We start from the raw sequence: 23,325 nt of genomic DNA, 5'->3' as shown, positions 1-23,325 counted from the left end.
AAAATAATGCCGCCATTATACACGTAATGGGCGTTTATCTCGATCAGACTTGCTTGGCGGGGGTGAGCGCAGCGCGGGCGACCGGTTTTTGATTGAGATTTGGATCACATTTACCCATACTGGCCGTTTCGATTAACCGACAGGAAACGCGCCGGATGTATTTCTTGCCTACGCCACCCTGAGCTGTGCCCGCCTGCACTCTGCCGCGCCTTGCGGTACCCCATACCCGCTACGCGGGGAGATGATGTCATCTGTCATAAGTGAATAATGCATGTTTAACCTGAGTAACGTCAGGATCGCGGACGTTAAAAATGAAGTCCTGGCGGGCTTTGTGGTGGCGGTTTCGATGATCCCCGAGGCGGTTGGCTTTTCGCTGGTCGCCGGTCTTTCGCCAATTGTCGGCTTGCATACCGCGTTTATTATCGGCCTGGTCACGGCGCTGTTCGGCGGCAAACCGGGCATGGTTTCCGGCGCCGCCGGCTCCATTGTGGTGGTGCTGATGAGCCTGGCGGCGCAGTACGGCATGGGTTACGTGCTGTGGGCCACGCTGTTTGCCGGGGCGATTCAAATCCTGATCGGCGCCTTCCGGCTGGGCAAGTTCATTCGTCTGGTGCCGCTGCCGGCGATCCACGGCTTCGTCAACGGCCTGGCGATCGTCATCATGCTGGCGCAGCTGAAGATGATCGCCGGGCAGGGGCCGCTGATGTACGGCCTGGTGGCGCTGGCGATTGCGGTGGTGGTGCTGTTCCCGCGCCTCACCAAAGCCATTCCGTCTTCGCTGGCGGCGCTGCTGGTGGTCTCGGCGTTGGCGATTGGCCTCAACCTGCACACGCTGCGGGTGGGCGATCTGGCGGACATTTCCGGCGCGCTGCCGCACTTTAGTCTGCCGACGGCGCCGTTTACCCTGGAGATGGTGCGGGTGGTGCTGCCCTACGCGGTGGTGATCGCCCTGGTCGGTTTGATTGAATCGCTGCTGACCATGACGGTGCTGGATGAAATGGGCGGCAAGAAGGGCAACGGCAATCGCGAGAGTATCGCGCAGGGCGCCGGTAACGCGGTATGCGGCCTGTTCGGCTGCTTCGCCGGCTGCGCGATGATCGGCCAGTCGATCATCAACTTCACCTCGGGCGGGCGCGGGCGCATCTCCGGCACGGTGGGCGCCATCCTGCTGATTCTGTTCGTGGTCAGCCTGTCGCGCTATATCGGCCTGCTGCCGGTGGCGGCGCTGGCCGGGGTGATGCTGGTGGTGTGTTACAACACCTTCGAGTGGAGCTCGCTGCGCCGCTTGCGCCGCATGCCGAAAGCCGACGCGCTGGTAATGATCGTCGTCACGCTGATCACTATCTTTACCGATCTGGCGGTGGCGGTGATCAGCGGGGTGATTATCTCAGCGCTGGTGTTCGCCTGGCAGCAGGCGCGCATCCGCGTGCGCCAGCGGCAGGTGACGGGCGACGTGGCGGTGTATCAACTGGATGGCCCGCTGTTCTTCGGCTCCGCCGCGGCTTTCGCCGAGCTGTTCGATCCGCAGAGCGATGCGCAGAATGTGGTGCTGGATTTTGCCGGCACCCGGGTGATGGATTCCAGCGGCGTGGAGGCTATCGATAAGCTGACGGCGCGTTATCTGGCGGCGGGGAAAAGCATTCGTCTGCGACACCTGAGCGCTGACTGCGTGCGCCTGCTCAAACGCGCCGGGCCGTTCTGCAGCCATGAGCTGGACGATCCGCAGTATTACGTGGCGGAAGAGGGCTTCACCGCCGATGAGCGCCGGGTGGGCGAGGAAACCTTCAACCCGCGCGGCTAAAAGCAGGCAGCGGGCAGGGCGCCCGCTGCGGCAAGGATCAGGCCTGCGCCTTGAAGCTGTGCAGGCGCTGAACGGTTTTTTCCAGCCCGTCTTTCATCAGCATTTCGGTGCAGCGCAGCGACTCATCGATCGCTTCGTCAATCATCTTCTGCTCGCTGGCCGGCGGCTTGCCGAGCACGAAGCCCACCACCTTGTTCTTGTCGCCCGGATGGCCGATGCCGATGCGCAGGCGGTAGAAGTTCGGGTTGTTGCCGAACTTGTTCTGGATGTCCTTCAGGCCGTTGTGGCCACCGTTGCCGCCGCCGAGCTTGATTTTGGCCACGCCGGGCGGCAGATCCAGCTCGTCGTGCGCCACCAGGATCTCGCTGGGTTCGATGCGGTAGAAGTTGGCCATCGCCAGCACCGCTTTGCCGCTCAGGTTCATGAAGGTGGTCGGCACCAGCAGGCGCACGTCGTTGCCCGCCAGGTTCAAACGGGCGGTGTAGCCGAAGAACTTGCTCTCTTCTTTTAACTGCTGATTGTGGTGCTGGGCCAGCAGATCGACGTACCAGGCGCCGGCGTTGTGGCGTGTCTGGGCGTATTCCGCGCCCGGGTTGGCGAGGCCGACTATCAATTTAATACTGCTCACTGGGAGATTCGCTATGATCAGGGTAATGGAAAGTGCCTTAGTCTACCTGTCGGGGCGATGAATGACAAAACCCGATCTCTGCCGTCACCCTGGGTAAGAAAGATGAATGATTCATTAGCTTAATAATTCAATTTGTCCGCTAATTTTCAGCACTGTGTTAAGAAGTGTCAATAATTCTTTACCATTTGTGATCGCCTCCGCAATCCCCTTGCCGCAACAGGGACTATACTTAACTTATCAAAGTGGGTTAACAAGTTGCAGCGTTATCCCGGTTGGCACATGGCAATCATGGAGGTGGCATATGAAACGTAGAAGCGCGGACAGAGTGGGCAACTTTTTTATGGGACTGGGGCTGGTCGTGATGATCGGCGGTGTCGGATACTCAATTATTGCTGAAGTATCCCAGTTCAATCTGCCGCAATTTTTCGCCCACGGCGCCATCATGAGCATCTTCGTCGGCGCGCTGTTGTGGCTGGTGGGCGCGCGTATCGGCGGCCGCGAACAGGTGGCGGATCGCTACTGGTGGGTAAAACACTTTGATAAACGGTGCCGCAACGATCAACATCGTTCGTCGCATTGATTAAAAAAGCAGAAGGGAAGCAAGAGCGGGGCAAGGGAACATCTGCCGTGCATTAAGGTTTGAGGTCATGTCGGACTACAAGTAGAAAACCCGTTGTTGCTCGCGCACCAACGGGTTTTTCTTTTCTGCTGTCGGGCTCGCTATCTTTCCGGCGCAGTGGGCGCCGCACCGGAAAGACGACGAATTAATGCTCGAACATCGCAGAGATCGACTCTTCGTTGCTGATGCGGCGAATGGCTTCAGCCAGCATGCCGGACAGGGTCAGAGTGCGAACGTTTTTCAGTGCCTTGATTTCCGGCGACAGCGGAATGGTGTCGCAGACGATCACTTCATCAATCACCGAGTTCTTGATGTTGTCCACGGCGTTGCCGGAGAAGATCGGGTGCGTCGCGTAGGCGAATACGCGCTTGGCACCGCGTTCTTTCAACGCTTCAGCCGCTTTACACAAGGTGCCGCCGGTGTCGATCATGTCGTCGACCAGCACGCAGTCGCGGCCCGCCACGTCACCGATGATGTGCATCACCTGAGAAACGTTCGCGCGCGGGCGGCGTTTGTCGATGATGGCCATGTCGGTGTCGTTCAGCAGTTTGGCGATAGCGCGGGCGCGCACGACGCCGCCGATGTCCGGGGAAACCACGATCGGGTTTTCCAGGTTCTGCTGCAGCATGTCTTCCAGCAGGATCGGGCTGCCGAACACGTTGTCTACCGGTACGTCGAAGAAGCCTTGAATCTGCTCAGCATGCAGATCCACCGTCAGAACGCGGTCAACCCCTACGCTGGAGAGGAAATCGGCAACCACCTTGGCGGTGATTGGCACACGCGCGGAACGCACGCGGCGATCCTGGCGGGCATAGCCGAAGTAAGGGATAACGGCGGTAATACGACCTGCGGAGGCGCGACGCAGGGCGTCGACCATCACAACCAGTTCCATCAGGTTGTCGTTGGTCGGGGCACAGGTGGACTGGATGATGAAAATATCACCGCCGCGTACATTTTCGTTGATTTGCACGCTCACTTCGCCGTCGCTAAAACGACCTACAGCGGCGTCACCAAGGCTGGTGTACAAACGGTTGGCAATACGTTGTGCTAGTTCCGGGGTGGCGTTACCAGCAAAAAGCTTCATATCAGGCACGAGAAGAACCTCAGGCTTGCGTCCAGAGAAGATATTGTCATACGACCTCGCCAAGGAGCAGTCGGCGACGCCGGCGCAATATACATACGGGTATGTAAAACTAAAATTGAGATCGCAGGCAGCGCAGGGATAACAGGGCCAGGTGTGCATGACCCTGCGCAGCGAAACGTTGAGCTACGACTCAAACCGCCCGGAACGAATGCGATGTAGTGGGGAGACGTTAACGCCGCGCGCTACAAAACCACACAACCACTCCGGGGCTTGATTTAACACCTGACGGGCGGCGATTTCTGTGTCGAATTCAGCAAACACACAAGCACCTGTGCCAGTCAGGCGTGACGGGGCGTATTCTAACAGCCATGAAAGAAGCTGTTCAACCTCGCGAAAACGTTTTCTTGCGATCGGTTCGCAATCATTTGCGTACGGCGCCTGCAACAGCTCACTTAAGGAGCGAACCGGGGTGTCTCTTTTCAATTCGGGGTCGCCGAAGATAAGCGGTGTCGGGATACCGACGCCGGGATGCGCCACCAGATACCATTTTTCCGGCGGCTCGGCCGGCAGCAGGCGTTCGCCGATGCCTTCGGCGAAGGCGGCGTGGCCGCGCACGAACACCGGCACGTCGGCGCCGAGGCTAAGCCCCAACGCAGCCAGTTGGTCGTCGTCAAGGCCGCAGCGCCACAGTTCGTTCAGCGCCACCAGCACGGTGGCGGCGTTGGAAGAGCCGCCGCCTAGGCCGCCGCCCATCGGCAGGCGCTTGTCGATGCTGATGTCGGCGCCGCGCGGTGCGGTCTGCAGACCCTGTTCATCACAATAGCGCTGCAGCAGGCGGGCGGCGCGCACGATCAGGTTCTGCTCGTCCGGCACGCCGTCGACCGGCGTCAGCAGGTTAATGCGATCGTCCTGGCACGGGTCAATGGTCAGGGTGTCGCCGTAGTCCAAAAACTGGAACAGCGTCTGCAGCAGGTGATAGCCGTCTTCACGACGGCCGGTGATGTACAGAAACAGGTTGAGCTTCGCGGGGGAGGGCCACTGGCGGATCATTTGAGCGTCCAGTTATCCATTTTCAGCTTGATGCGTTGGTCGCCCTGCTGCAGCTCCAAACGGTTCGGCAGCGTCGGCTGCACCTCGGTGCTGTAGCTCTGGTAATCCACTTTCCAGGTTTGACCGCCTTGCTGGTAGGTCAGTTTGCTCAGGCGATATTGGTCATCCAGCGCAAAATCGCTGGCTTCGCCCGGCAGGCCGACCATCCACTGGCGCAGGTTGTTCAGCGGGATCGCCATCCCGGTCAGCTTGCGGATCATCTCTTCCGGGTTGTCGCTGACGTAGCGTTTGCCCTGGTTGTCGGTCAGCTGCACCACGTTTTTCTGTACGTTGAGATCCATTTCCGTGCTGCCCAGCGGGTTAGTCAGCAGCAGGCGGTAGCGCTCCGGCGAAAACTGCTGCCAGAAGAAGCGGGCATAGACTTTTTTCTGATCAGACAAGTAGGCGAAAGAGCCGCGGGTCTGATAGGTGCTAAGCTGCTGCACCGCCTGCTCATGGGCGCGCCACTGCGGTGAGGTCGGGCTGGTGGCCGGGCCGGTTGGCTTGGTGGTGGTACAAGCGGCCAGCACCAGGCTGGCCAGCGGGATCAGACGGAGCAAACTAACTTTGCGTATTGGCATAACTTTTTCTTGTCCTTTTGTCCTTGCGGGCATGCGCGACGAAACCCGGATTCAGCGCTCACGCTAACGGGGCGGCGGCGGCGCGTCAATTTTTTGCTGCATCGCGTTGAATCTTGCCGCGTTTACCGGCGTAGTGCCAACACGGCGCGCGCGTCGGGGTTGCCATTAAGCGTAACACAATCGCCTGAAGGCGGGGGAGGCGCTCCCGATAAGCGGTGCAGAGTTGCGCAAACGCCGCCGTTATGTGCGCCGAATAGCGTGCGCGTCTTCGCAAACTGCGCTAAAATTTAAACCATCAGCCTTCCCTTTGACTATTTATCCCGCTGTATTTATTACTTATTCATTAATTGATGTCGTCTATGACAGCGATTGAACGGAAGATGCGGTTGTTACTTTTATTGATCCCGCGCATCAAGTAGAATGCCGTTCAACGAGAACCCGTACCAACAGAAGTATTACTCGAAGCAATGACCCTGCTGGCGTTAGGTATAAATCACAAAACCGCTCCGGTTTCTCTGCGTGAAAGGGTGACCTTCTCGCCAGAGTCCATCGATGAGGCGCTGACCAGCTTGCTCCAACAACCGTTGGTGCAGGGCGGCGTCGTGTTGTCCACCTGCAACCGTACCGAGCTGTACCTCAGCGTGGAGCAGCAGGAGCACATGCACGAACAGCTGGTCGCCTGGCTGTGCGCCTACCACAACCTGCGTCCGGAAGAGGTGAAGAAAAGCCTCTACTGGCATCAAGGCAACGACGCGGTCAGCCATCTGATGCGGGTGGCCAGCGGGTTGGACTCGCTGGTGCTGGGCGAACCGCAAATCCTCGGCCAGGTGAAAAAGGCCTTCGCCGAGTCACAACGCGGTCAGTCGCTGTCCGGCGAGCTGGAGCGCCTGTTCCAGAAATCCTTCTCCGTCGCCAAGCGCGTGCGCACCGAAACCGAAATCGGCGCCAGCGCGGTCTCCGTGGCTTTCGCCGCCTGTACGCTGGCGCGGCAGATCTTCGAATCGCTGGCCGATCTCAACGTCTTGCTGGTGGGCGCCGGTGAAACCATCGAGCTGGTGGCGCGCCACCTGCGCGAGCACAAAGTGCGGCATATGATCATCGCTAACCGCACCCGCGAGCGCGCGCAATTGCTGGCGGAGGAAGTCGGCGCGGAAGTGATCACCCTGCCGGAGATCGACGAGCGTCTGGCGGACGCCGACATCATTATCAGTTCCACCGCCAGCCCGCTGCCGATCATCGGCAAGGGGATGGTGGAGCGCGCGCTGAAGGCGCGCCGCAACCAGCCGATGCTGTTGGTGGATATCGCCGTACCGCGCGATATCGAGCCGGAGGTCGGCAAGCTGGCCAACGCCTATCTGTACAGCGTGGACGATCTGCACGCCATCATTCAAAGCAACCTGGCGCAGCGCAAAGCGGCGGCGGTGCAGGCGGAATCGATCGTGCAGCAGGAAAGCACCAACTTCATGGCCTGGCTGCGTTCGCAGGGCGCGGTGGAAACCATCCGCGACTACCGTTCGCAGGCCGACCAGATCCGCGCAGAGATGGAGGCCAAAGCGCTGGCCGCCATCGCGCAGGGCGCCAACGTGGAGCAGGTTATTCACGAGCTGGCCCATAAACTGACCAACCGTCTTATTCATGCCCCTACCAAATCCCTCCAGCAGGCCGCCGGCGACGGCGACGTGGAGCGGTTGCAGTTATTACGCGACAGCCTCGGGCTGGATCAGCATTAGTTTTCTCTATTAACAGGGTTTATTACCACGCATGAAGCCTTCTATTGTTGCCAAACTGGAAGCGTTACAAGAGCGCCATGAAGAAGTGCAGGCGCTGCTCGGCGATGCCGGCGTCATCGCCGACCAAGACCGGTTCCGCGCGCTGTCGCGAGAATACGCGCAGCTGACCGACGTCAGCCGCTGCTTCCTGGAATGGCGTCAGGTGCAGGAGGATCTGGAGACGGCGGAAATGATGCTGGACGATCCGGAAATGCGCGAGATGGCGCAGGAAGAGCTGAAACAGGCGCGGGCGAGCAGCGAAGCGCTGGAACAGCAGCTGCAGGTCTTGCTGCTGCCGAAAGATCCGGATGATGAGCGCAGCTGCTTCCTCGAAGTGCGCGCCGGCACCGGCGGCGATGAGGCGGCGATCTTCGCCGGCGATCTGTTCCGCATGTACAGCCGTTACGCCGAAGGCCGCCGCTGGCGCGTCGAGGTGATGAGCGCCAACGAAGGCGAACACGGCGGCTTCAAAGAAGTGATCGCCAAAGTTTCCGGCGACGGCGTGTACGGCCAGCTGAAGTTTGAATCCGGCGGCCACCGCGTGCAGCGCGTGCCGGAAACCGAATCCCAGGGGCGCATCCACACCTCCGCCTGCACCGTGGCGGTGATGCCGGAAGTGCCGGAAGCCGAGCTGCCGGACATCAACCCGGGCGATCTGAAAATCGACACCTTCCGTTCCTCCGGCGCCGGCGGCCAGCACGTTAACACCACCGATTCGGCGATCCGCATCACTCACCTGCCGACCGGCATCGTGGTGGAGTGCCAGGACGAACGTTCACAGCACAAAAACAAAGCCAAGGCGATGTCGGTGCTGGGCGCGCGCATTCGTGCCGCCGAGATGGCCAAGCGCCAGCAGGCCGAGGCGTCCACTCGCCGCAACCTGCTGGGCAGCGGCGATCGTTCCGACCGTAACCGCACCTACAACTTCCCGCAGGGGCGGGTGACCGACCACCGCATCAACCTGACGCTCTACCGCCTGGACGAGGTGATGGAAGGCAAACTGGACATGCTGATCCAGCCGATCGTGCAGGAGTATCAGGCCGATCAGCTGGCGGCGCTGTCCGCCGAGCAAGAGTGATGGAGTATCAACACTGGCTGAAAGCCGCCGCCGCGCGTTTGACCCACAGCGACAGCGCCCGGCGCGACGCGGAAATCCTGTTGGGTTTCGTGACCGGCAGGGCCAGAACCTTCCTGATGGCGTTCGGGGAAACCGTGCTGACGCCGCCGCAGCAACAGCAGCTGGAGACGCTGCTGGCGCGCCGCGAACGCGGTGAGCCGGTGGCCTATCTGGTGGGCGAGCGCGAGTTTTGGTCGCTGCCGCTGTCGGTCTCGCCCGCGACGCTGATCCCGCGCCCGGATACCGAATGCCTGGTGGAGCTGGCGTTGGCGCGCCTGCCGCCGCAACCCTGCCACTTCCTCGATCTCGGCACCGGCACCGGCGCCATTGCGCTGGCGCTGGCCAGCGAGCGCCCGGATTGTTCGGCTATCGGCGTCGATGTGCAGCCGGAGGCGGTTGCGCTGGCGCAGCACAATGCGCACAAGCTGAAGATCGACAACGTCCGATTTTTACAGGGCAGCTGGTTTGCGCCAGTCGCGGGGCAACGTTTCGCGCTGATCGCCAGCAATCCGCCCTATATCGATGCCGCCGATCCGCATTTGTCGCAGGGCGACGTGCGCTTCGAGCCGGGCAGTGCGCTGGTCGCCGCCGAGCACGGGTTGGCGGATCTGGCCGCCATCGTGCGCCAGGCGCCGCACCATCTGCAGCCGCAGGGCTGGCTGCTGTTGGAACATGGCTGGCAGCAGGGTGAGAGCGTGCGCGCGCTGCTGCAGGCCGCCGGATTTTCCGCTGTCGCCACCCACCGTGATTACGGCGACAACGACCGCGTGACGCTCGGCCAATGGCCGGGATAAGCGCCCCTCATAATAACGACGCCCGGGCCATTTAAGGGAGCACCATGACTGCATACACCGCGTTGAAACATTTCCATTTGCTGACGGTCGCCATCAGTATTACCTTGTTTGTGCTGCGTTTCTTTTGGCAGTGGCGCCGTTCGCCGATCATGGGTCGCCGCTGGGTCAAGATAGCGCCGCACCTGAATGACACGCTGCTGTTCGTCAGCGGCATCGCGCTGGTGGTGACGTTCGGGTTTTATCCGCTGCTGGGTATGGACTCATGGCTGACCGAGAAGCTGTTTGGCGTTATTATCTATATCCTGCTTGGCTACGTCGCATTGGGCAAGAAGACCAAAAGTCAGCGGCTGCGAACCGTGGCGTTCGTGCTGGCGTTGGGCTGCCTGTACCTGATAATTAAACTTGCCACGACGAAAATACCGTTTCTGATGGGATACCTATGAGTAGCATTGCTGATTTTGAATTTAACACCTCGCCGCTGAGCGAAGGGGTGATCCTGGTGTCGCAGTCGGTGCGGCGCGATTTCCCGGCTGCCGACGTGGAGCGCAAGCTGCAACAGCTGGTGGACGAAGCGCGCGCGGTGGTGCCGGCCGATATCACTCAGGAGCAGCAACTGGATGCGCTCATTGAACTGTTCTACAAGACCTGGGGATTCGGCGGCGCCAGCGGCGTGTACCGCCTGTCGGACGCCATCTGGCTGGACAAGGTGCTGGAGGGGCGGCAGGGCACGCCGGTTTCGCTCGGCACCATCTTCCTGCACATCGCCAACGCGCTGGATCTGCCGCTGCTGCCGGTGATTTTCCCCACTCAGCTGATCCTGCGCGCCGATTGGCTGGATGAAGAGCTGTGGCTGATCAACCCGCTGAACGGCGAAACCCTGAGCGAACACCAGCTGGAGGTGTGGATTAAGGGCAACCTGGGCTTGGGCGCCGAGCTGGAAGACGACGATCTCGACGAATCCGAGAACATCATGGTGGTGCGCAAGATGCTGGATACGCTGAAGGCCGCTCTGATGGAAGAAAAGCAGCTGGAAATGGCGCTGCGCACCAGTGAAACGGTGTTGTGCTTCGATCCGGAAGATCCGTACGAGATCCGCGACCGCGGGCTGATTTATGCCCAGCTGGAGTGCAACCACATCGCGATTTCCGATCTCAACTATTTTGTCGAGCAGTGTCCTGAAGACCCGGTCAGCGAGGTGATCAAAGTGCAGATCCATTCGATTGAACCGAAACAGGTGACGCTGCATTAATTCAATGACTCCGTGCAGTTTGCAAGGCGACGGTTACAACCTTAACAAAGGCGAAAGCATGAAACAGAAAGTGGTTAGCATTGGCGACATCGACGTAGCAAACGATCTGCCGTTTGTGCTGTTTGGCGGTATGAACGTGCTGGAATCGCGCGACCTGGCGATGAGCATCTGCGAGCACTACGTCACCGTGACGCAAAAACTGGGCATTCCTTACATATTCAAAGCCTCTTTCGACAAGGCCAACCGTTCTTCCATTCACTCGTACCGCGGTCCGGGCCTGGAAGAAGGGATGAAGATCTTCGAAGAGCTGAAAAAAACCTTCGGCGTGAAAATCATCACCGACGTGCACGAAGCGGCACAGGCGCAGCCGGTTTCTGAAGTGGTTGACGTGATCCAGCTGCCGGCCTTCCTGGCGCGTCAGACCGATCTGGTGGAAGCGATGGCGAAAACCGGCGCGGTGATCAACGTCAAGAAGCCGCAGTTTGTCAGCCCGGGGCAGATGGGCAACATCGTCGACAAGTTCAAAGAGGGCGGCAACGACCAGGTGATCCTGTGCGATCGCGGCAGCAACTTTGGCTATGACAACCTGGTGGTCGACATGCTGGGCATCAACGTGATGAAGAACGTGACTGGCGGCCATCCGGTGATCTTCGACGTGACCCACGCGTTGCAGACCCGCGATCCGTTCGGCGCCGCGTCCGGCGGCCGTCGTGCTCAGGTGGCCGAGCTGGCGCGTGCCGGCATGGCGGTTGGCCTGGCAGGGCTGTTCCTCGAAGCGCACCCGGATCCTAACAACGCCAAGTGCGACGGGCCGTCCGCGCTGCCGTTGGACAAGCTGGAACCGTTCCTGGCGCAGATGAAAGCCATCGACGACCTGGTGAAGAGCTTCCCGGAGCTGGATACCAGCAACTAAGCGCTCATCGCCAAAAAAAAGCCCGACGCGTCGGGCTTTTTTACGTTCAGGCGCCGGTGGCCGCCAGCGCTTCCGGCAGCGTCGGGTAGAACTGCAAGCGGCCCTCGATCGGCTGCACCCGCGCGCGCGCCAGGGTTTTCAGCGGCTGGAACGGCACGTCGGTGATCACCAGCTTTTTATCCGCCGGCAGCACGTCGATAAAGCGCCGCAGGGCGTTCAGGCCGCCGGCGTCGAGCACTGGCACCGCATCCCACTGCAGCACGATCGTCCGGTAATCCTCGCTGCGTGCCAGCAGTTCGCTAAAGATACGCTCGGCGGCGGCGAAGAACAGCGGGCCATTCACTCGCAGCACCAGGCGGCCATCGTCGGCGCTCAGCTCGCTCAACCGCGTCATGCGGGCGATGCGGCGCATAAACAGCAGCGACGCCAACACGATGCCCACGGTAATGGCGATCACCATGTCGAACAGCACCGTCAGCGACATGCACAGCAGCAGCACCAGAATGTCGTCCTTCGGCGCCCGGCGCAGCAGGTAAATCACTTTGTGCGCCTCGCTCATGTTCCAGGCGACCATCAGCAGCAGCGCCGCCATCGCCGCCAGCGGCAGATAAGAGAGCCACGGCGCCAGAACCAGCAGCGCCAACAGCACCAGCAGTGCGTGGATGATGGCGGACACCGGTGAGGTGGCGCCGGCGCGCACGTTGGCGGCCGATCGGGCAATCGCGGCGGTCGCGGTGATGCCGCCGAAGAACGGCGCGATGATGTTGCCCGCACCCTGGCCGATTAATTCGCTGTTCGAGTTATGCTTCTTGCCGGTCATGCCGTCGAGCACCACTGCGCACAGCAGTGATTCGATCGCGCCGAGCATTGCCATCGAAAACGCCGCCGGCAACAGGGCGGAAACGGTTTGCCAACTCAGAGTGAACGGCTGCCCGCCGCCGCCCGGCAGATCCCAGGGCAGCAACAGCTGCGGCAGGATCGGCGGAATGCCCTGGCCGCTGCTGCCATCGGCCAGCAGGTAGCTGAAGCGGGAGCCGATGGTCGCCACCGGGTGGTCAAACAGCGTCAGCAGCCCCATCAGCGCGGTGCCCGCCAGCAGCGCCGGCAGGTGGCCGGGCACCCGCAGGCCGAGCTTGGGCCAGAAGATCAAAATCAGCAGCGTCACGGCGCCGATCAGGGTATCGCCGAGATCCAGCGTCGGCAGCGCCTGCAGCAGGGTGTACAGCTTGCCGACATAGTTTTCCGGCGTGTGCGCCAGCTGCAGACCGAAAAAGTCCTTGATCTGCATGGTGGCGATGGTGATGGCGATGCCGGAGGTAAAGCCGAGCGTCACCGGCAGTGGAATGTACTCGATCAGCCTGCCAAAGCGCGCGAGCCCCATCAGCAGCAGAAATACCCCGGAGATCAGCGTGGCGACCAGCAGGCCGGCCAGGCCGAACTGCTGCGAGACCGGATAGAGGATCACCACGAAGGCGGCGGTGGGGCCGGAGACGCTGTAGCGCGAACCGCCGCTGACGGCGATGACGATGCCGGCGATAGCGGCGGTATATAGACCATACTGCGGCGGCACGCCGCTGGCGATCGCCAACGCCATCGCCAGCGGAATGGCGATAATACCGACCGTGACTCCGGCGATAGCGTCTTTCAACAACCGCGCCAGGTTATAAGGTTCCCGCCAGCAGGCGTCTATCAGCGCGCTGAAGGGGCGAATTTTGTTTATTTCATGCGTTTTCATCTACGGTGCGTACCAAATCTTCAAAAGTGAAAGGAATGGCGGGCCCGATGAGGTCCGTCTTGTCACGTGACAGATACCATACGCCTTTTGTTCAGCGGATTACCAGACCTGTATCAATTTGGCGCAGGAAATCAGAGAGTCGCCCTTTTGTTCGGCGCTAAATTTCGATAATAGAGAAGTCAGCCGCAGATTCTGCGGCTGACAAGAAAAGTGACAGTCAAGGTTTTAACGGTTATTACAGCGTGGGCAGGGATAAGCCGAGAAAGTGGGCTAAAGTACTCACCAGCAGCTGGTGATCTTCCTTCTGCGGCGCGCCGGAAATGCTGATGCTGCCGACGCAGCCGAGGCCGGTCAGGGTGAGCGGGAAGGCGCCGCCGTGCACCGAATAGTCACGCACGCTCAGCCCGTAACGCTCCTCCAGCGACGTTTGCCGTTGCTGCAGGCGCAGGCCGATGGCGTAAGAGCTTTTGTGAAAATGGTTCACCAGATTGCGCTTGCGCCGCACCCAGTCGGCAATGTCCGGCGTTGCCCCCGGCATGGCGTAATAAAACAGCGTCTGCCCGGTCAGTTGGATCTCGATGGCGATGCTCAGGCCGCGCCGCTCGGCGGCGGTTTTCAGCGCCGCGCCCAGTTCCCAGGCGGTGGCGGCGTCAAAATGGGTAAAGGCCAGCGTCGCTTCCTGTTCGCTGAGCGCTTGCAGTTCATCGTCGATATTCATGCGGTTCTCCCCCGATAACACAACGCACAGAGTAGCCTGAAGCGGGCGTCGTGAGATAGACGGCTTGGCGATAAGATAGAACTGCTACTCTATTAATAGACCGTGTAAAATGGCCGCCGCCGAAGCGGAGACGACAGGGATGCGTTATTCAACGTCTGCACATTACCCCCTGGCGATCCCGAGGAGCGCGCTGACTATTTATGACTTACATTGCGTCCATTTCTACCCTTTACAGCGACGCCTGCATCACCTACGCGACGTTGTCGATAAGCTATTTCCTTCTCAGCAAGAATGCCCCTTTTTCTTATCAATCCGCACTGTGGAAGCGCGTTGTTTTCGGCCTGCTGGCCGGGGTGGCGGTGCTGTATTTGAGCCAGGATCGGCTGGAGCTGACCGATAAGGTGCATTACAGCTTTGCGATGATCCCGATGATATTGGTGACTTTCTTCGGCGGCGGCGTCAGCGGGCTGGTGAGTTTTCTGTTCGCCATGACGCTGACCGGCGGTTTCACCGTCGATAACCTGTTCATCGCCTCGATCGTCGCGCCGCTGCTGCTGTCGCGCGTGTGGCTGAAAAAATCCCACCGGACGTTTTACCTGACGATCGGCATCATCGCGCTGTATCGCATCGCGGTGGTGTGGCTGCTGGTGGACATGAGCGGGCTGTGGCCGGATGTGTTGCTGTACCAGGCGGTTTCCGCGCTCTGTCTGGCGATTTGCTATCATGCGCTGAATTTCAAAGAGCGCCATATCTACGCCTATTTCGCGATGCGCGCGCGCGCCACCACCGACAGCCTGACCCACATCAACAACCGCGCCAGCGTCGATTATCAGCTGATGCTGCAGCGTGCCGAGCGCCGCCCGTGCGGGCTGATGATCCTCGATTTGGATAACTTCAAAAGCATCAACGATACCTACGGCCATCCGGCCGGTGACGTGCTGCTGGCCAGCGTCGGCCGGCTGCTGCAAAACAGCGTGCGCAATGAGGACTTCGTCGGGCGCTACGGCGGCGAGGAGTTTATGGTGATCACCGCCAGCTACGATCCGCAGGTCATCGGCGGGGTGGCGGAGCGCATTCGCAGCGCGGTTGAAAGCTCGACGTTCTTGCTGAATGCGCACGACGAAGCGCACATCACGCTGTCGATCGGCGTGTCGCTGTATCTGCCGGGCATGACGCTGGACAAGGCGATCGCCATGACCGACGAGGCCTTGTATGAGGCGAAGCGCAGCGGCAAAAACCGGGTGGTGACCAGCCGCGTGATGCAGCTGGCGCCGCTGGGCGCCGGATTCCCGCGCGAATAAGCCGCCCCCGCCGCCACGGCGGGGGCGTTGGCTCAGACCGCCAGCGTGTGTTCGCGGAAGGCGTTCAGCAGCTCTTCGGTGAACGCCAGGCGTTTTTGGCGATCGGCCAGGTCGAGCGTGAACTTCAGCTTGCTCGGGCCGTCCAGGCGGTAAACCTGCGGATTGCCCTGCAACAGGCCGATCAGATAACCCGGATCGACGCGGTTGTTGTCGCCGAACTCGATAAAGCCGCCGCGCTCGTTGCTCTCGATGCGTTTGATCCCCAGTTTCTGCGCGTGCAGGCGTAGCGCCGCGCACTGCAACAGATTGCGCGCCGCATCCGGCAGTTGACCGAAGCGGTCGATCAGCTCGACCTTCAGCTCGTCAAGCTCACCGTCGTTCTTCGCGCTGGCGATACGCTTATACAGCGACAGGCGGGTATTGACGTCGGGAATGAAATCTTCCGGCAGCAGCGCCGGCATGCGCAACTCTACCTCGGTCTGGTTGCTGGTGAGATCTTCCAGCGACGGTTCGCGGCCGTTTTTCAACGCGTCGACGGCGCTTTCCAGCAGCTCCATATAGAGCGAGAAGCCGACGGTGGTCATCTGGCCGCTCTGGTCTTCGCCCAGCAGTTCGCCGGCGCCGCGGATCTCCAGATCGTGGGTTGCCAGCGCGAAACCGGCGCCGAGATCTTCCAGCGACGCGATGGCCTCGAGCCGTTTATGAGCGTCGGTGCCCATGGCTTTCGGGTTTGGCGTCAACAGATAGGCGTAAGCCTGATGGTGCGAACGCCCGACGCGGCCGCGCAGTTGGTGCAGCTGCGCCAGGCCGAAGCGATCGGCCCGCTCGATGATGATGGTGTTGGCGCTGGGGATATCGATGCCGGTTTCGATGATGGTGGTGCACACCAGCACGTTGAAGCGCTGGTGGTGGAAATCGTTCATCACCCGTTCCAGATCGCGTTCGCGCATCTGACCGTGACCGATGGCGATGCGCGCCTCCGGCACCAGCTCAGCCAGGCGTTGCGCCGCTTTCTCGATGTTTTCCACGTCGTTGTAGAGGTAGTAAACCTGGCCGCCGCGCAGCACTTCGCGCAGGATCGCCTCGCGCACCACCAGACTGTCGTATTCGCGCACGAAGGTCTTCACCGCCAGCCGGCGCGCCGGCGGAGTGGCGATGATCGACAGATCGCGCATGCCGCTCATCGCCATGTTCAGCGTACGCGGGATCGGCGTGGCGGTCAGCGTCAGGATATCGACGTCGGCGCGCATCGCTTTGATGCGCTCCTTGTGGCGCACGCCAAAGCGGTGCTCTTCATCGACGATCAGCAGCCCCAAATCCTTCCAGCGCAGATCGCTCTGCAGCAGTTTGTGCGTGCCGATGATGATGTCCACTTTGCCCTCGGCCGCGTCGTCCAGCACCTGCTGCTGCTCTTTGGCGCTGCGGAAGCGCGACATCATCTCGATGCGGATCGGCCAGGTGGCGAAGCGATCGCGGAAGTTGTCGAAGTGCTGTTGCGCCAGCAGGGTGGTCGGCACCAGCACCGCCACCTGCTTGCCGTTTTCCACCGCCAGGAAGGCGGCGCGCATCGCCACTTCGGTTTTGCCGAAGCCGACGTCGCCGCACACCAGGCGGTCCATCGCCAGCGGCTGGCACATGTCGCTCAGCACCGCATTGATCGCCTGTTCCTGATCCGGCGTGGTTTCGAATGGGAAGGTCTGGCAGAACAGCTGGTATTGTTCGCGGTTATGCTTGAAGGCGAAACCGGCCTTGGCGGCGCGCTGGGCGTAAATATCCAGCAGCTCCGCCGCCACGTCGCGCACCCGTTCGGCCGCTTTTTGCCGCGCGCGCGTCCAGGCGTCGCCGCCCAGCTTGTGCAGCGGGGCGTTTTCATCCGCGCCGCCGGCGTAACGGCTGATCAGGTGCAGCGATGAGACCGGCACGTACAGCTTGTCCTCACCGGCGTAGGAGAGGATCAGGTATTCAGCCTTGATGCCGCCGGCTTCCAGCGTGGTCAGGCCGACATAGCGGCCAACGCCGTGCTCCAGATGCACCACCGGCTGGCCGGGATGCAGCTCCGCCAGGTTGCGGATCAGGGTATCGGTGTTGATGGTGCGCCGGTTGTCCTGCCGGCGGCGACTGACGCGTTCGCCGAGCAGATCGCTTTCGCAGATCAGTGCACGCTGGCGCAGGCCGTCGAGGAAACCGTGTTCGGCGGCGCCGACCATCATGTAACGGCCCGCGGTTTCCGCCTGATCGAGACGCTGGATCAGCGCCGGCGCCAGCTTGATGCGGCCGAGCAGATCCTGCAGCGTTTCACGCCGCCCCTCGCTCTCGACGGAGAAAATCACGCTGCCGTCGAAGCCTTCGATAAAGCGGCGCAGATTATCCAGCGGGGATTTATGCTGCGCCTGCACCGCCAGATCGGGCAGGGCATGGTAATCCAGATTGGTATTGCCGGCCTTGACCGGCAGCTCATCGGTTTTCAGCGCGATGCGCGGCCAGGCTTTCAGCTCGCCGAACAGCGCGTCAACGCGCAGCCACAGCGTATCCGGCGCCAGCAGCGGGCGCATCGGATCGACGCGGCGGCTTTCGTAACGCTGGTTGACGTCCTGCCAAAAGCGCTCGGCGGCGCTCTCCAGATCGCCGGTATTGACGATCAGCGTATTGGCCGGCAGGTAGCTGAACAGCGACGGCAGCGGCTGGCTGAAGAACAGCGGCTGCCAGTATTCGATACCGGCGGGCCAGGCGCTTTTGCTGACCTGCTGATAGATGTGCTCGGCGTCGCGACGCACCTCAAACTGCTCGCGCCACTGGCTGCGGAACAGCTCGATGGCGTTCTTGTCGGTGGGGAACTCGTGGGCCGGCAACAGATTGATGGCCTCGACTTCGCTCAGCGTACGCTGGGTGTCGACGTCGAAGATGCGCAGGCTGTCGATTTCGTCATCGAAGAAGTCGATGCGGTAAGGCTCATCGCTGCCCATCGGATAAAGATCGAGCAATGCGCCGCGGGTGGCGAATTCGCCGTGCTCCATCACCTGATCGACGCTGCGGTAACCGGCCTGTTCCAGCTGCGCGCGCAGCTTATCGCGCGACAGGCGCTGGCCTTTCTTCATCACCAGCGCGTGGCCGTGCAGGAATTCGTGCGGGCAGACGCGCTGCATCAGGGTGTTGACCGGCAGAATGATCACGCCGCGCGCCATGGTCGGCAGGTGATACAGGCTCGACAAACGATCCGAGATGATTTCCTGATGCGGCGAGAAGCTGTCGTACGGCAGGGTTTCCCAGTCGGACAGCGTGGTCACCATCTGATCGGTGAACTGCTGGATCTCGTCGCGCAGTCGCAGGGCGTTTTGCATATCCGGCGCGATCAGCATCACCGGGCCAGGGTGGCGCTCGACGATCTCGGCGCACTCCACGGCGCAGGCCGCGCCGGTCAGTTGCCCCAGCTGGCGCAGATCGCCCGCGCGATCGGGCAGAGAATAACGAGGGGATGAAGAACGGTTACGGCTATCGGAAGTGCTCATTCAGGTATCTTTAATCAATGTGTTAGAGGGCGTCCCGGCACGGATAACCCAGTGCTTTTATGCTGTTTATAGTAGCCCAGCGGCCGGCAAACTGACACCGATAAAAGTGCCCTATCTCGTTAGTTATCGGGGCGACGATGCACGCAAGCGCGACGCCAACAAGGCGTCGCCGGGAGGAAAGATAGAACGCCAGTCAGCGCAAGATTAGCGCTTTTGATATTCGTCAAAGGACAAGTAATCCGTATTCAGCACAATTGACTCTTTGCGCGAAATAATCTTGGCCGGCATGCCTGCCACGATGCAGTTTGGCTCAATGTCACTGGTGACAACGGAGTTGGCGCCAATCGTCACATTGTCACCGATAGTGACCGGACCAACGATCTTGGCTCCGGCTGCAATGGTGACGTTATCGCCGATAGTGGCGACGTCTTCACGGCTTTTGAAGAGGTTGTTGCCGATGGTCACACCTTGCAGGATGGTGCAATTTTTACCAATCTTCACGTTGGGATGGATAACGATGCCGCCGAAGTGCGGAATAAGCAGGCCTTCACCGATACTGGCCTGATGGGGAATTTCGATGCCATATTTTATCTGCAGGCGCTTGAGATTTTTCACCAGTAGACGAAAACAAAGTCTCTCAAAGATATTGCGTTTTTTGGCGTGAAAATCACTGTGCAGCCGCAAGGTGAAAATGTAGTTAAAGCCGACGTAGTTCTGTTGGAAAAGGGACTTGATTAGCCTTGCGATGCCAGACTTTCTGCTCGCGCGAAAGAAGTCGGCATAGATTTTATATTTTGTTTCCGCTCTCATTGATTGCCCTTGCGTTTAACCGATAACTATCATCAACTTTGTCAATGTTGGCAGATAGTAGCATAGGGTGAAATCGCTGGCGATCCTGCGCGCAGAACCTTGAGTGAAACCCGCTTGGCCGGCGGCGTGTTGCAACGGTGGGAAACGGCAATGTGGCCAGTGCCTGGTGAGTTACAGAGGCAAACGCGATATCGCAGGTCTCACTATCATTTTCAGAAGAAACTGAGGCGGAACGCCGCAAGTATTTTGCCGATTCACTAAAAACAGTTAAGTGTAAACAAGGGGTTATCCGAGATGGGAAGGCCGGATTCGTACTGCTGTAAGAATCGTAAAAATCTTTATTTTTCATTTAATTGTTTTCAGGGCGACGATATAATCCATGATCACTTTGCTTAAGCCACGGCTATCAAACGGATTTCATGTATCAACCTGTCGCGTTATTCATTGGCCTGCGCTACATGCGCGGGCGAGCCTCAGACCGCTTCGGGCGGTTTGTTTCCTGGCTTTCCACCATCGGCATTACGCTGGGGGTGATGGCGTTGGTCACCGTGCTGTCGGTGATGAACGGATTCGAAAAGGATCTGGAAAACAACATTCTCGGCCTGATGCCGCAGGCGTTGGTCACCAGTCCGCAAGGATCGGTCAACCCGCAGCAGCTGCCGGCCTCCGAGGTGCAGAAGCTGCAGGGCGTCACGCGCGTCGCGCCGCTGACCACCGGTGACGTGGTGCTGCAAAGCGCCCGCAGCGTGGCGGTCGGGGTAATGCTCGGCGTCAATCCCGACGAGGCCGATCCGCTGACCCCATATCTGGTCAACGTCAAGCAACAGCAGCTGCAGCCGGGCCAGTACAACATCATCATCGGCGAACAGCTGGCGGGGCAACTTGGTGTCAAGCGCGGCGATTCGCTGCGCGTGATGGTGCCGAGCGCCAGCCAGTTCACGCCAATGGGCCGCATTCCCAGCCAGCGCCTGTTCACTCTCATCGGCACCTTCCACGCCAACAGCGAGGTGGACGGCTATCAGCTGCTGGTCAACCAACAGGACGCTTCGCGCCTGATGCGCTACCCGGCCGGCAACATCACCGGCTGGCGCCTGTTCCTGCAACAGCCGCTGACGGTCGATACCCTCAGCCAACAGGCGCTGCCGGCGGGCACCGTCTGGAAAGACTGGCGCGATCGCAAGGGCGAGCTGTTCCAGGCGGTGCGTATGGAGAAGAACATGATGGGGCTGCTGCTCAGTCTGATCGTGGCGGTGGCGGCGTTTAACATCATCACCTCTCTCGGCCTGTTGGTGATGGAGAAGCAGGGCGAGGTCGCCATTCTGCAAACCCAGGGGCTGACCCGCCGCCAGATCATGTCGGTATTTATGGTGCAGGGCGCCAGCGCCGGCATCATCGGTTCGCTGCTCGGCACGCTGCTCGGCGTGCTGCTGGCTACCAATCTGAATAACCTGATGCCGATCCTCGGCGCCTTGATCGACGGCGCTTCGCTGCCGGTGGCGGTCGATCCGCTGCAGGTGACGATCATCGCTGTGGTGGCGATGGCGGTTTCCCTGTTGTCCACGCTCTATCCTTCATGGCGCGCTGCCGCCGTACAACCCGCTGAGGCTTTACGTTATGAGTAACCATCTTTTGCTGCAGTGTGACAACCTGTGCAAGACCTATCAGGAAGGCAATCTGCACACCGACGTGCTGCGCAATGTCAGCTTTGCCATGCAGCAGGGCGAGATGATGGCGATCGTCGGCAGCTCGGGTTCCGGCAAGAGCACCCTGTTGCACCTGCTGGGCGGGCTGGACTCGCCGACCTCCGGCGAGGTGATCTTCAAGGGCGAATCGCTGAACGCCATGTCTTCGGCGGCCAAGGCCGAGCTGCGCAACCGCCAGCTGGGCTTCATCTATCAGTTCCACCATCTGTTGCCGGACTTCACCGCGCTGGAAAACGCCGCCATGCCGCTCTTGATCGGCGGCGCCAAGCCGGCGCAGGCGCAGGAGAAGGCGCGGGAGATGCTGGCGGCGGTCGGGCTGGAAAAACGCAGCAAGCACCGCCCGTCCGAGCTCTCCGGCGGCGAACGTCAGCGCGTGGCGATCGCGCGCGCGTTGGTCAACAACCCGGCGTTGGTGCTGGCGGACGAACCGACCGGTAACCTGGATAAACGCACCGCGGACAGCATCTTCGATCTGCTGGGCGAGCTGAACGTGCGCCAGGGCACCGCTTTCCTGGTGGTGACGCACGATCTGCAGCTGGCCAAGCGCCTGAGCCGCCAGCTGGAAATGGCCGACGGCCACCTGCAGGCGCAGCTGACCCTGATGGGGGCCGAATAATGGCGGGAGCCTCACTGTCCTTCCTGACGGCCCTGCGTTTCAGCCGCGGCCGTAAACGCGGCGGCATGGTGTCGCTGATCTCGGTCATCTCCACCATCGGCATCGCGCTGGGGGTGGCGGTGCTGATCGTCGGGCTGAGCGCGATGAACGGTTTTGAGCGCGAGCTGAAGAACCGCATTCTGGCGGTGGTGCCGCACGGCGAGCTTGAGCCGGTCAATCAGCCGTTCAGCGGCTGGCCGTCGATTCTGCAGCGGGTGGAAAAGGTGCCGGGCATTTTGGCCGCCGCGCCGTACATCAATTTCACCGGCCTGATGGAAAACGGCGCGCAGCTGCGCGCGGTGGAAGTCAAAGGCGTGGATCCGCAGCAGGAGAGCCGGCTGAGCGCGCTGCCGCAGTATGTGCAGGGCGACGCCTGGGCCAACTTCAAGCCCGGCGAGCAGCAGGTGATCCTCGGCAAGGGCGTGGCCGACGCACTGGGCGTTAAACAGGGCGCCTATGTGACGGTGATGATCCCCAACAGCGACCCGGAAATGAAGCTGCTGCAGCCGAAGCGCATTCGCCTGCATGTGACCGGCATTTTGCAGCTCAGCGGCCAGCTCGATCACAGCCTGGCGCTGGTGCCGCTGGCCGACGCGCAGCAGTATCTCGACATGGGTGACAGCGTCACGGGTATCGCGCTCAAGATGAACGACGTGTTCGCCGCCAATAAACTGGTGCGCGACGCCGGCGAAGTGACCAATTCTTATATCTACATCAAAAGCTGGATCGGCAAGTACGGCTACATGTACCGCGACATCCAGATGATCCGCGCCATCATGTATCTGGCGATGGTGCTGGTGATCGGCGTGGCCTGCTTCAACATCGTTTCCACGCTGGTGATGGCGGTGAAAGACAAAAGCGCCGACATCGCGGTGCTGCGCACCCTGGGCGCTAAAGACGGCTTTATCCGCGCCATCTTCATCTGGTACGGGCTGTTGGCCGGGCTGCTGGGCAGCCTGAGCGGCGTGGTGATCGGCGTGATCGCCTCGCTGCAGCTGACTAACATTATCCGCGGCATCGAGAAACTGGTCGGTCATTCCTTCCTGTCGGGCGATATCTACTTCATCGACTTCCTGCCTTCCGAGCTGCACTGGCTGGACGTGCTGATCGTGCTGGCGACCGCCATTGTGCTGAGCCTGTTGGCCAGTTGGTATCCGGCGAGGCGCGCAAGCCGCATCGATCCGGCGCGGGTGCTGAGCGGACAATAACACCAACGGGGAGGCAGCGATGCCGCCCCGTTTTTTTAGCCTGGG

The 23,325-nt window shown here is 60.7% G+C and carries 20 protein-coding genes; 12 read left to right on the top strand and 8 right to left on the bottom strand.

Going from position 1 to position 23,325, the window contains the following annotated elements:
* Nucleotides 1-271: 271 nt before the first annotated feature.
* Nucleotides 272-1,801 (top strand): SulP family inorganic anion transporter, encoded by a 1,530-nt coding sequence (locus tag JL05_RS18645; protein ID WP_033633303.1) that lies wholly within the window; start codon nucleotides 272-274, stop codon nucleotides 1,799-1,801.
* 37 nt (nucleotides 1,802-1,838) lie between these two features.
* Here JL05_RS18645 and pth read toward each other — a convergent pair whose 3' ends face one another.
* Complete coding sequence (gene pth, locus JL05_RS18640) at nucleotides 1,839-2,429, bottom strand: aminoacyl-tRNA hydrolase (RefSeq protein ID WP_033633302.1); 591 nt, start codon at nucleotides 2,427-2,429, stop codon at nucleotides 1,839-1,841.
* A gap of 301 nt (nucleotides 2,430-2,730) precedes the next feature.
* On the opposite strand from pth, the gene ychH reads away from it, so the two are divergent.
* Nucleotides 2,731-3,009, top strand: coding sequence for a stress-induced protein YchH (ychH, locus tag JL05_RS18635; RefSeq protein WP_004941056.1), 279 nt, complete (start codon nucleotides 2,731-2,733; stop codon nucleotides 3,007-3,009).
* 184 nt (nucleotides 3,010-3,193) lie between these two features.
* Here the strand turns inward: ychH and prs are convergent, their stop codons facing one another.
* From prs to lolB, 3 genes are all read right to left on the bottom strand, one after another.
* Nucleotides 3,194-4,141, bottom strand: a complete 948-nt coding sequence (gene prs / locus JL05_RS18630) for a ribose-phosphate diphosphokinase (RefSeq protein ID WP_004941061.1) — start codon at nucleotides 4,139-4,141, stop codon at nucleotides 3,194-3,196.
* 174 nt (nucleotides 4,142-4,315) lie between these two features.
* On the bottom strand, nucleotides 4,316-5,182 hold the full coding sequence (gene ispE, locus JL05_RS18625; RefSeq protein WP_033633301.1) for a 4-(cytidine 5'-diphospho)-2-C-methyl-D-erythritol kinase: 867 nt from the start codon (nucleotides 5,180-5,182) through the stop codon (nucleotides 4,316-4,318).
* Complete coding sequence (gene lolB / locus JL05_RS18620; protein WP_004941069.1) at nucleotides 5,179-5,802, bottom strand: lipoprotein insertase outer membrane protein LolB; 624 nt, start codon at nucleotides 5,800-5,802, stop codon at nucleotides 5,179-5,181. The genes ispE and lolB overlap by 4 nt, the downstream gene beginning before the upstream one ends.
* Before the next feature lie 467 nt (nucleotides 5,803-6,269).
* Between lolB and hemA the strand changes: the two genes are divergently transcribed.
* The 6 genes from hemA to kdsA are packed head-to-tail and all read left to right on the top strand — an operon-like array spanning nucleotide 6,270 to nucleotide 11,644.
* Nucleotides 6,270-7,532, top strand: coding sequence for a glutamyl-tRNA reductase (hemA, locus tag JL05_RS18615; protein ID WP_004941072.1), 1,263 nt, complete (start codon nucleotides 6,270-6,272; stop codon nucleotides 7,530-7,532).
* A gap of 31 nt (nucleotides 7,533-7,563) precedes the next feature.
* Nucleotides 7,564-8,649, top strand: a complete 1,086-nt coding sequence (gene prfA, locus JL05_RS18610; protein WP_015377573.1) for a peptide chain release factor 1 — start codon at nucleotides 7,564-7,566, stop codon at nucleotides 8,647-8,649.
* Nucleotides 8,649-9,482: a peptide chain release factor N(5)-glutamine methyltransferase gene (gene prmC, locus JL05_RS18605; protein ID WP_033633300.1), complete on the top strand. Its 834-nt coding sequence runs from the start codon at nucleotides 8,649-8,651 to the stop codon at nucleotides 9,480-9,482. The genes prfA and prmC overlap by 1 nt, the downstream gene beginning before the upstream one ends.
* A gap of 44 nt (nucleotides 9,483-9,526) precedes the next feature.
* The gene (locus JL05_RS18600; protein ID WP_004941079.1) at nucleotides 9,527-9,925 is read left to right on the top strand and encodes a SirB2 family protein; all 399 of its coding nucleotides are present in this window, start codon (nucleotides 9,527-9,529) and stop codon (nucleotides 9,923-9,925) included.
* Nucleotides 9,922-10,731, top strand: a complete 810-nt coding sequence (sirB1, locus tag JL05_RS18595) for an invasion regulator SirB1 (protein WP_015377575.1) — start codon at nucleotides 9,922-9,924, stop codon at nucleotides 10,729-10,731. Before JL05_RS18600 ends, sirB1 begins: the two co-directional genes overlap by 4 nt.
* Nucleotides 10,732-10,789: 58 nt before the next feature.
* Nucleotides 10,790-11,644 (top strand): 3-deoxy-8-phosphooctulonate synthase, encoded by an 855-nt coding sequence (gene kdsA, locus JL05_RS18590; RefSeq protein ID WP_033633672.1) that lies wholly within the window; start codon nucleotides 10,790-10,792, stop codon nucleotides 11,642-11,644.
* Nucleotides 11,645-11,690: 46 nt separating this feature from the next.
* On the opposite strand, the gene dauA is transcribed toward kdsA, so the two are convergent.
* Together dauA and JL05_RS18580 are read right to left on the bottom strand one after the other, a co-directional pair.
* A complete protein-coding gene (dauA, locus tag JL05_RS18585; RefSeq protein WP_033633299.1) occupies nucleotides 11,691-13,379 on the bottom strand; it encodes a C4-dicarboxylic acid transporter DauA in 1,689 nt (562 codons plus the stop codon).
* Between the two features lie 235 nt (nucleotides 13,380-13,614).
* Nucleotides 13,615-14,097 carry a heme-degrading domain-containing protein gene (locus JL05_RS18580; RefSeq protein ID WP_033633298.1) on the bottom strand — a complete coding sequence of 161 codons (483 nt, stop codon included), beginning with the start codon at nucleotides 14,095-14,097 and terminating at the stop codon, nucleotides 13,615-13,617.
* Between the two features lie 200 nt (nucleotides 14,098-14,297).
* Here JL05_RS18580 and JL05_RS18575 point away from each other — a divergent pair, with 200 nt between their 5' ends.
* Nucleotides 14,298-15,398, top strand: a complete 1,101-nt coding sequence (locus JL05_RS18575) for a GGDEF domain-containing protein (RefSeq protein WP_033633297.1) — start codon at nucleotides 14,298-14,300, stop codon at nucleotides 15,396-15,398.
* A 32-nt stretch (nucleotides 15,399-15,430) separates the two neighbouring features.
* Here JL05_RS18575 and mfd read toward each other — a convergent pair whose 3' ends face one another.
* Both mfd and JL05_RS18565 read right to left on the bottom strand, forming a co-directional pair.
* Nucleotides 15,431-18,904 (bottom strand): transcription-repair coupling factor, encoded by a 3,474-nt coding sequence (gene mfd, locus JL05_RS18570; RefSeq protein ID WP_033633296.1) that lies wholly within the window; start codon nucleotides 18,902-18,904, stop codon nucleotides 15,431-15,433.
* Between the two features lie 204 nt (nucleotides 18,905-19,108).
* Complete coding sequence (locus tag JL05_RS18565) at nucleotides 19,109-19,714, bottom strand: serine O-acetyltransferase (RefSeq protein ID WP_033633295.1); 606 nt, start codon at nucleotides 19,712-19,714, stop codon at nucleotides 19,109-19,111.
* Nucleotides 19,715-20,133: 419 nt separating this feature from the next.
* Between JL05_RS18565 and lolC the strand changes: the two genes are divergently transcribed.
* The 3 genes from lolC to lolE are packed head-to-tail and all read left to right on the top strand — an operon-like array spanning nucleotide 20,134 to nucleotide 23,280.
* Nucleotides 20,134-21,336: a lipoprotein-releasing ABC transporter permease subunit LolC gene (lolC, locus tag JL05_RS18560; RefSeq protein ID WP_004941116.1), complete on the top strand. Its 1,203-nt coding sequence runs from the start codon at nucleotides 20,134-20,136 to the stop codon at nucleotides 21,334-21,336.
* Nucleotides 21,329-22,033, top strand: coding sequence for a lipoprotein-releasing ABC transporter ATP-binding protein LolD (gene lolD, locus JL05_RS18555; protein WP_004941120.1), 705 nt, complete (start codon nucleotides 21,329-21,331; stop codon nucleotides 22,031-22,033). Before lolC ends, lolD begins: the two co-directional genes overlap by 8 nt.
* Complete coding sequence (lolE, locus tag JL05_RS18550; protein ID WP_015377581.1) at nucleotides 22,033-23,280, top strand: lipoprotein-releasing ABC transporter permease subunit LolE; 1,248 nt, start codon at nucleotides 22,033-22,035, stop codon at nucleotides 23,278-23,280. Before lolD ends, lolE begins: the two co-directional genes overlap by 1 nt.
* Nucleotides 23,281-23,325 lie beyond the last annotated feature (45 nt).

The organism is Serratia nematodiphila DZ0503SBS1 (assembly GCF_000738675.1).
GTDB classification, from domain to species: Bacteria; Pseudomonadota; Gammaproteobacteria; order Enterobacterales; family Enterobacteriaceae; genus Serratia; species Serratia nematodiphila.
This window is presented reverse-complemented; position numbering and strand designations above follow the sequence as displayed.

Bases quoted from the DNA above. Each gene is read 5' to 3' on its own strand.
- dauA (WP_033633299.1), bottom strand. From the start codon at position 13,379: ATGAAAACGCATGAAATAAACAAAATTCGCCCCTTCAGCGCGCTGATA.
- hemA (WP_004941072.1), top strand. From the start codon at position 6,270: ATGACCCTGCTGGCGTTAGGTATAAATCACAAAACCGCTCCGGTTTCT.
- lolC (WP_004941116.1), top strand. From the start codon at position 20,134: ATGTATCAACCTGTCGCGTTATTCATTGGCCTGCGCTACATGCGCGGG.
- JL05_RS18565 (WP_033633295.1), bottom strand. From the start codon at position 19,714: ATGAGAGCGGAAACAAAATATAAAATCTATGCCGACTTCTTTCGCGCG.
- JL05_RS18645 (WP_033633303.1), top strand. From the start codon at position 272: ATGTTTAACCTGAGTAACGTCAGGATCGCGGACGTTAAAAATGAAGTC.
- lolB (WP_004941069.1), bottom strand. From the start codon at position 5,802: ATGCCAATACGCAAAGTTAGTTTGCTCCGTCTGATCCCGCTGGCCAGC.
- sirB1 (WP_015377575.1), top strand. From the start codon at position 9,922: ATGAGTAGCATTGCTGATTTTGAATTTAACACCTCGCCGCTGAGCGAA.
- JL05_RS18580 (WP_033633298.1), bottom strand. From the start codon at position 14,097: ATGAATATCGACGATGAACTGCAAGCGCTCAGCGAACAGGAAGCGACG.
- ychH (WP_004941056.1), top strand. From the start codon at position 2,731: ATGAAACGTAGAAGCGCGGACAGAGTGGGCAACTTTTTTATGGGACTG.
- JL05_RS18575 (WP_033633297.1), top strand. From the start codon at position 14,298: ATGACTTACATTGCGTCCATTTCTACCCTTTACAGCGACGCCTGCATC.
- prfA (WP_015377573.1), top strand. From the start codon at position 7,564: ATGAAGCCTTCTATTGTTGCCAAACTGGAAGCGTTACAAGAGCGCCAT.
- lolD (WP_004941120.1), top strand. From the start codon at position 21,329: ATGAGTAACCATCTTTTGCTGCAGTGTGACAACCTGTGCAAGACCTAT.
- ispE (WP_033633301.1), bottom strand. From the start codon at position 5,182: ATGATCCGCCAGTGGCCCTCCCCCGCGAAGCTCAACCTGTTTCTGTAC.
- mfd (WP_033633296.1), bottom strand. From the start codon at position 18,904: ATGAGCACTTCCGATAGCCGTAACCGTTCTTCATCCCCTCGTTATTCT.
- prmC (WP_033633300.1), top strand. From the start codon at position 8,649: ATGGAGTATCAACACTGGCTGAAAGCCGCCGCCGCGCGTTTGACCCAC.
- JL05_RS18600 (WP_004941079.1), top strand. From the start codon at position 9,527: ATGACTGCATACACCGCGTTGAAACATTTCCATTTGCTGACGGTCGCC.
- kdsA (WP_033633672.1), top strand. From the start codon at position 10,790: ATGAAACAGAAAGTGGTTAGCATTGGCGACATCGACGTAGCAAACGAT.
- lolE (WP_015377581.1), top strand. From the start codon at position 22,033: ATGGCGGGAGCCTCACTGTCCTTCCTGACGGCCCTGCGTTTCAGCCGC.